The organism is Streptomyces sp. OfavH-34-F (assembly GCF_022347745.1).
In the GTDB taxonomy this organism is placed as follows: Bacteria; Actinomycetota; Actinomycetes; order Streptomycetales; family Streptomycetaceae; genus Streptomyces.
Genome location: NZ_JAKRGC010000316.1, coordinates 1 through 7570, shown reverse-complemented (window position 1 = coordinate 7570; position 7570 = coordinate 1). Strand labels below are relative to the sequence as shown.

Sequence of the window (7570 nt, the reverse complement as noted above, 5' to 3'; positions counted from 1 at the left end):
GAGTGGGTCCTGGTGGTGGAGGGGCTGCTGGCCGGCGCAGTCGAGGACGAGCATGCCAGCCTGGCGTTGCGGGCCGTCGTCGAGCGAGTGGCGCGGCACCGAGGACCGTGCCACCGGCGCCGCGGCCGCGCCGGAGGCAGAGGAGGAGATGTGGGAGCGGATCGCCGAACAGACGGCTGCTCGGCCACGACGCAGCGGAACTGCTGCGGGAGCTCGCGCTAACGGCCTACCCGGCCGGCCGCGGCGGACCCGCTCGCCCCAATGCTGCGGTGATCCGGGCGGTGCTGGCCGGTCTGCTGCCTGCAGCCGCCCGGACGCTTGTGTTCGGCGGTGACCTCGACCTGGTGCACGCGGGCGACACGACCGTGCACGGCGGCCCCCGGCTCGCGCGAACCGTCCTGGACCTGGCCGACGTCGACGCGGACGCCGGCATCGGCCTGGCCGTGCGCACCCGGGCCCGGCCGGCCGAGGCCGACACCCCCTGCACAACCGCTTGGTGGCCGTTCATCTCGCCGCCCGGCCGCCCGTACCTGCGCCCGCTGGACAGACCCCGGCGCTCGCCGGGGTGGAGAACGAGTGGTGGGAGGGGGCCGTCGAGCTCACGGAGCGGCTGGTGGCCGCACGGCCCGCCCCGGAGCATGCCCGCCTCGTCGACCTTGTGCTCAGCACTTGCCCGCCCAGGCGCGCACGGGATTCGGAGATGCGGGTACGCGCCGCGCTCGGCACCCCGCCGCCGGCCGCCGCGGTGGTGGAGGCCTTTCCTGGCACCGACCGGGTGGACGGCCTCGCCGAGCCGCTCGCCTCGTGGCTGCGGGTGTGGGACTGGCCGCCGACGCCGGCGGCCTGCTCACGCAGGCGGCGCTCGCCGCCGGCCTGCCGACCAGGGCCCTGGCCGGGGCCTTGCCGACGCGGCCGTCGAGGAGACGGTGTGGCTGGAGCTGGTGCAATCCAGCGCCGAGCACTCCCCAGCCCTGACTGACGTCGACCTCGTCGCGGAGCCCCCGCCCCACCCGGCCCGATGCCCTGCTGCTTGGCCGGCGCTGGTCTCCGGGGCGCGCCCGGGACTTGGCGGGTGGCGGCGGTGAGGCGGCAGGCCCGCGCCCTGCTGGACGCCGCCGTCCTCCGGCCCGGGGCCCGCCCGAGTGGACGGGGGAGTTGAGGACGGCGCTGGTCGACGTCGACGCCGCACGCCACCGGTAGCCGCATCCCCGGGCGCCGGGAGAGAGGGTGGCCGACGTGGGGCGCCGCGTCCACGTCACCGGCCCGGCTCCGGCTGAAGCCCATGCCGGGCTGAAGAAGGCGTACCACAGGGGCCTTCGGCCCGGCGCTCGCTGGGGGCAGGAGGCCGTACGGGCCGGAGTGTCGGTCCGGTCGGGAATGATCGGGGGATGGATGATGACCTCCCCGCCGATTTTGCGCCCGGACAGATGCCGCACCCTGGCCGCCGGGACGATCTGCACGCGCTGGCGGCTCCGCGCCGGCTCGCCGTGGACGAGCACATGTTCACCGCTGAGGGGCTGCCGGGGACGTTCCGGCTGCAGTTGTTCACCGCGCCAGGGGCACGCACGGTCGCGGTGGCCACGCAGGTCCCCGGGGAGGGGATGGGGCTGACGAACGGGGCGGAGCGGTACGCGGGCGCGGTGTGGGAGAAGCACTGCCCCGACCAGGAGGTCCCGCCGGTTTGGGTGGAGCGGCAGCTGTGGCCGCAGGGTTCGCGGCAGGAGGTCCGCTTCCGGCGGGTGGTGTTCGCCGGCGCCGACGGCTACCGGCCCAGCGGGCCGCGCTGGAAGGCGATCACCCACGAGGAGCTGCAGGACCTGGTCGGCGCACCGGTCGCCACCGACCGGGGCTCCGGCTACGTGCCGCGCCCTGCCGAGCCCGAACCCCGTTTGGTGTTCGAGGAGTTCGCGGTGGCCCGCCTCGGGCGGCCGGATCCGTTCCGCGAGCCCGGTTGCATGCCAGCCGGGGTGCGGTGGTGGCGGCGCTGGGCGCGGCAGCTCCTGCCGGACCGCGGGGCCCGTGCCTGCTGCTGGTACCACGGCGGCGACTGGCACACAGTCAGCGCGATGGCACTCGACGTCCTGCGGCGGTCTCGGACGCAGAAGTTGGAGGCCGAGGACATGGAGGAGTTCGCCGTGGCCCATGCGGCCGCGGCCGGTGCCACCGACTGGGAGACCGAGGCGCTGACCACGCTGTTCAGCATCGGGGACGCGATCCAGCCCGACAGCGAGATCGGCTACATCAACGGCCAGCACCGGTCCCAGGCCCTGCTGGAGGCAGGGGTGCGCCGCACCGTCGTCCTGCGCCACCTCCACGAGACGTAGCCGGTGCCCGCGCGCCGAGCCGCCACCGGGCGCTGGGGGCGCGCACCGGCGCCGGGGTGCGGAGCCAGCCGCTTCATGGAGGCGCGACCGGCGGTCTGCTCGCCTGCCGCGCGCCGTCGGCTGGGCTGTGCCGTCCCGGGGTTCCTGCCGGCCGCAGCGCGCCCGGGAAGGAGTCGTACGCGGGGGCCGTGACCCAGCTCGCCCAGCGTGCGGGCTCGCGCGTTCTACGCGGCGCCGGAGCGGGTGGCTGGGCAGTGGCGCCCGCTGTGGACCACGGGGCGCCGTCCGTCCGGAGGAGTCCGCGGTCGGCTGAACCGCTGAGGAGCCCGGGCGGCGCGCCGCCCGATGGTGCCGGCGGACCAGGCCGCGCTGTGTCCGCCCGGCCGACGGCGGCGCGCAAGGGCGCTGGCATGGGCCTGTGTGCTGCCGTCGGGGCCGGGCGAGCCGCTACTCGTGCTGCGGCTCGTCCGGTTTCTCCTCGATTCCGAGGGCCTTCGCGACCTCGTCGAAGACGTCGGGGTCGACGGGCCTGGGGGCTTCGGAGGGCCCGTCCAGATCGACGATGCCCGGGCGGTAGGGGGCCGGGAAGAGCTCATGTGCAGGGAAGTCGATGGGAAGGCCCTGTGCCCCGTGCGTCTCGGCGAGGAGCCGGGCGAAGTCGACTGTGTCCGTACGGGTCTTGCCCGTGCCTCCGGGCTGGATGTGCTTCTCGGCCAGGAGGCGCCGGGCGAGGTTCTCCAGGTGTGGGAGCCGGTCGGCGGCGGTGTGCGGGGCGGCCAGGGCGCGGGCCTGCTCCGGGCTCATGCCGGTGGCGGCGACGAGGGCCTGGACGGTGTGGTCGTCCAGGCCGGCGGCGAGGTCGTCCAGGCGGTCGGTGGCTGAGGTGCCGGGTTCGAGGCCGAGGAGTTCCATCGCGCGGTGCTGCTGCACCCCGGCCGCTGCGGCGACGCGCTTCACGTAGCCGTCGAGCCGTTCGGCGGGGCGGGGCAGGGGAGCGGCGGGGATCCGCGCCGGGAGGCCGGTCTGCCGGCCTGCGCGGGCGGCGACGGCGCGCCGGGCCTGTTCCAGGGTGATGCCGGGGTGGGCCCGTTTGTACGCGCGTACGGCGCGGTCCTGCTGACGGTTGTTGCGGTGGGTCATGGTCTCTCGCGTCCTTCGCCGGCCGGGGCCCCACACGCGTCGGCCGTCCGGGAGGGAGGGCATGACGGAGTCGCTCGCGCGAGTCTCAGACGTCTTGGTCCCCTGGCGACGGTGTGGGCGTCGAGGTGGTGGTGGACCGGGCGCGGCGCGGTTGCCCTTGGCGCACGGCCATCGTAGCAACCCGTCCCGGGCCGGGGTGGCGTTCACACCTGCGTCTAGTCCCACACCTCCCAGCAGGGACGGGTGAGCGAGATGCTGTACGTGTAGGTGGCCTTGCCGACGTGGGCGAGGGTGACGTTGGGCGCGTTCCGGTGGGTGGCGAGGAATTCGCAGATGGTCAGGCTGGCGTGGATGCTGTCGTCGGCGGTGTGATCGAGGGTCGTGAGCGGTTCGCCGGGGTAGCGCGGCCACTGGTAGGCACTGAGCACCTCGGCCTGCGTGTACATCCAGCTGGTGGCGGGGGTCGGGATGCCGGCGCGCACGCGGATGCCGTCGGCGTTGGCGGGGACGAGGGCGCGCAGGGTGTCGAAGGCGGGGGTACGGCGGGGGGTGGGGGGGGGGGGGGGCGGGGGGGGGGGGGAGGGGGGGGGGGGGGGGGGGCGGGCGGGGGGGGGCGTACGGGCCCATAAGGCGGCTCCTGGGGGCGTTGGCGGGATCGGGCGCGGGGCCGGGAGAGGAAGGGTCAGCGTCGCTTGCGGCGGCGGGGGCGGGAGTGCTCCCCGGCGAGGGTGCGTTCGCGCGTGGTGACCGTGTACTCGCCTTCGCGCTGGTCGAGGACCACCCACTGGCTGCTGCCGTGGCTGCTGGAGACGACCGGCTGGTGCCGCCAGTTGTTTTCGGGGCCGTAGTGGTCGTGGAAGTCGGGGTGGAGGCCGGCGGCGAGGGCGTTCAGGGCGTCCGCGAGGTTGTGCCAGAGGGCGGCGGTTGCGCCCCCGCCTTCGTGATCTTCCAAACGGACGGAGCCCCGGAAGACAAGGCGCAAACCAGAGCAGGTCTCACCCCGCCGCCTCCCGTGCCGAGGGGAGATGTCTCCTCCCGTGCCGAGGGGAGATGTCTCCTCCCGTGCCGAGGGGAGATCTCTCCTCTCCAGTCGCTGCGACGCTGACCATGTGCCCCAGGGGGAGAGAGATCTCCCCTCCGAACGCGGGCGGCTAGCAGGGCGCCGCGCGCTGCATTCCACTGAGTCCCCTTTCGAGTCCCGTTTGGAGTCCTGGTTGGGAACCCGTTTCGAGCCCCGTTTCAGATCCCCTTTCGGATCCCGTTCTCATGCTGCCGAAGGCGGTGAAACACGCAGCTCACAGGCACGGACAAGGGGTGGAGGCCGTGCCGACTACTTCCCTACGGACCTATGGCAGAGCTGGATGGACGTGCGAAGTCACATCAGACGGAGCGGGAGAGCAGGCGGAGCCGGCGCTAAGCGGGATCTGGACGAGCAACCGGAGCGGAGGCAGGAACGGACAGTGTGACGACGGGCGGAGGCGGAGTGGGTTGAAGCGGCGCCGAGGACAGCGGAGCAGGCAGAGCAGCAGGAGCGGAGGAGACGGACCGGGACGGGTGACGCGTGCTGGAGTGCCACGGGCCTGGTTGGTCGCGGAGCGGATCGAGATTGGCAAGCGGAGACGACGGGTGACCTTGCGACGGAGACGGGCCAGACCAGACAGCAGCGCGCCCCGCTCACGTACGTGAGCGGGGCGGGGGCGGGGCGGGCGCTACGCTGCACGCTGGTTGGCGTTCGCCAGAAGGGAGCGGCCGACGTCTCCTGCGGCCTCTGCGGGGGTCTTCCCGGTCCCAAGGGCCAGGAGGTATCGGGTGGTGGTCACGGCGACCGCCTCGGGCGTGCTGAGGGCCTTGTGGACCGTGGGTGCCCGCACGCCCCACTTCTGGGCGATCAGTACGCTGGCGGCTGACGTGATGAACGCGACGGCATCCGCCACGCCGTTGGGCGAGTCCGGGGGGAGCGAGTCACTCATGGTCCCACTCCTTCCTAGGTGGTGTGACGTGTACTCCGGCCTGGGGTGCGCCCTATCGGGGCGCACCCCAGGCGCGGCTCACGCCTGGGTCAGCGTGGCCAGTTCGGCGGACAGGTCGGCGCGCTTGAGGTTCAGGACGTTGATCGCGCCGGTGAGCTGTGCGGCGGGGGCCATGTCCGGCGTGACGTCCGGGCTGGTCATGCCGTTCTCGGGAAGCTCGTCGCGCTCCTTGGTCAGGTCCGCGATCCGCTCACCGATCGACATGATTTCCGTTGTGAGCTGGTTGATCTTGTCGGCCTTCGTCTTGGCGTGCTGCTCCGTCCAAGTGGTCTCCGCCTTGATGAACTCCGCGTACTTCGCGGTCAGCTCGGTGAGGTCGTCGCGCTTCATCCACTCGACCACCAGGGCCGTCACCAGGTCGGCGGTGCGCAGCGCCGACCGGCCGGACATGTCAACCGCGTGGACGCCGGTGGCGTACTGAGCACCGGCGAGGTTCTGGAGCCGGAGGATCGGCGACACCTGCGAAATCTCCAGGGGGTTGACCTTCTTGTGCCCGACTACGAACGGGGTGTTCGCACTCCCCAGGGCCGGAACGTCCGTGCGCTGGTGCCGGTCCTCGGCCGACCCCGCGCCGAACTGGACGTTCACCAGGCCCAGGGTCGTCGGCTCCGCGTCGTAGTCGGGGTGGATCACGAAGGACCCGACGGGGATGACGCCCTCCTGCACGATTCGCTTGACCGCGTAGGTGACCTCGCCGTTCTCGCCGATCGTGCTCTCGGCCGAGTATGTGGCGCCGGTCGTGGTGGTGAAGGTCTGAACGGTCATGTCTGTCCTCCTGGACGAGTGAAGGTGTCGAGAGGGGCCGGAGTGCCGTTCCCGGCCCCTTCTGAGTAACTACTATACACAGACTCATAGAGTTAAGCAACATGCGGCGGGGGAGGGTGTGGGGGTGGGTTGGTTGGGTGAACGGTGGGTTGTGTTAGGAACTTCGCCGGGGTTGGTGTGCGGGGTGGTGGCCGTGCCGGGGGTGGTTGCCGGGTCGGCCTCTCTGTACGTCGCGCGGGGCGGCGGGTCCTGCGTCCGGAGTCGGGGGCGTGCGTGAAACTAACGTCCGGGGCGGAGTTCTGTTCGCGCCCCGGCATCTTTCGACGGGGTGTTAGTTTCGGGTGGGGGTGGTGTCCGTGCCGGTTCCCGAAACTAACGCCGAAACTAACGCGCCCCGACCCCCCGGCCGCTCTTCCCGCTCGCTCTTGCTTCCCTGCCCGCCCGAAACTAACGTCCGCCTGTGCGGCCCGCTGCGCCCTTCCGTCCCCGGTGTCCGTGCTTTCCCTCACCGATTGCCTGTTCCTTCTGGTGCGGTTTTCGGGGTTTCCCGGGACGGGTGTTCGGGGCGGGGTGCTTCTCCCGGGGCGGTTTCTCTGTCCGGTATCCCCCGCCGGGGCCGCCCGCCCCCGCAACGGCCGGTCTCGGTGCCCTTCGGGCCGCTCCTCCTGTCGCTCCGCCGCCGGAGCCTTCCCGGCCGGTCCACCGCCCACCCGCCGCCCCGGCCGCTCAAGTCCGGGCCCACCGGGCCCCCCATGCCGGGCCTCGCCCGTACGGCCCGTACGCGCCTCCTGGAGCCCCTCCGCCCCTCCCGGCCGGCCCAGCCTCGCCCCGGGTGCCGGGGCGAGGCGAGCGGGGGACAGCTGTTGCCGGGCGAGACCGCGCGCCCGGCCCTGCCGCCCGGCTCCCGACCGAATTGCCCCTCAATTCCTGCCCGCCCGGGTTGAATTGACAACCCGCCACCCCCTATAATCAGAAAAGGCCAGAAAGACCGGCCCGAGCGCCGGTCCACAAAGAGCCACGGATCCACCGCCGGAAAGCAGCCCGGCCCCACAAAACTAACCCACGAAGAATCCGCACCACACACCCCGGGAAACCCCAGCAAAACCACCCACAGACGCCCCACCCCCTAGCCAGCCCTCTTTAACCTCGCACCCCACGTACAGAAACTCCGACAATCCGCCGGCACCCCCCGAGACCCCGGACCGCACCGCGGGCCGGCTTCACTGGACTGACGCCCCGTCAGTCAGGAAGCACGCAGTGCTGACTGTCTGTCAGGAGTCACGCAGTGACTCTCTGCACCCGCTCCGCGGG

General features: G+C 72.6%; 6 protein-coding genes. 1 reads left to right on the top strand and 5 read right to left on the bottom strand.

Going from position 1 to position 7570, the window contains the following annotated elements; translation table 11 throughout:
* The first annotated feature begins 1388 nt into the window (after nt 1-1388).
* Nucleotides 1389-2324 (top strand): hypothetical protein, encoded by a 936-nt coding sequence (locus MHW47_RS29505; RefSeq protein WP_239226827.1) that lies wholly within the window; start codon nt 1389-1391, stop codon nt 2322-2324.
* Between the two features lie 447 nt (nt 2325-2771).
* Here the strand turns inward: MHW47_RS29505 and MHW47_RS29500 are convergent, their stop codons facing one another.
* From MHW47_RS29500 to MHW47_RS29480, 5 genes are all read right to left on the bottom strand, one after another.
* Complete coding sequence (locus MHW47_RS29500) at nt 2772-3464, bottom strand: hypothetical protein (RefSeq protein WP_239226826.1); 693 nt, start codon at nt 3462-3464, stop codon at nt 2772-2774.
* A 215-nt stretch (nt 3465-3679) separates the two neighbouring features.
* Nucleotides 3680-3946: a hypothetical protein gene (locus tag MHW47_RS29495; RefSeq protein WP_239226825.1), complete on the bottom strand. Its 267-nt coding sequence runs from the start codon at nt 3944-3946 to the stop codon at nt 3680-3682.
* A gap of 200 nt (nt 3947-4146) precedes the next feature.
* Nucleotides 4147-4416: a hypothetical protein gene (locus tag MHW47_RS29490; protein ID WP_239226824.1), complete on the bottom strand. Its 270-nt coding sequence runs from the start codon at nt 4414-4416 to the stop codon at nt 4147-4149.
* A gap of 757 nt (nt 4417-5173) precedes the next feature.
* Nucleotides 5174-5434, bottom strand: a complete 261-nt coding sequence (locus tag MHW47_RS29485) for a hypothetical protein (RefSeq protein WP_239226823.1) — start codon at nt 5432-5434, stop codon at nt 5174-5176.
* 78 nt (nt 5435-5512) lie between these two features.
* On the bottom strand, nt 5513-6259 hold the full coding sequence (locus MHW47_RS29480; protein WP_239226822.1) for a hypothetical protein: 747 nt from the start codon (nt 6257-6259) through the stop codon (nt 5513-5515).
* Nucleotides 6260-7570: the final 1311 nt, after the last annotated feature.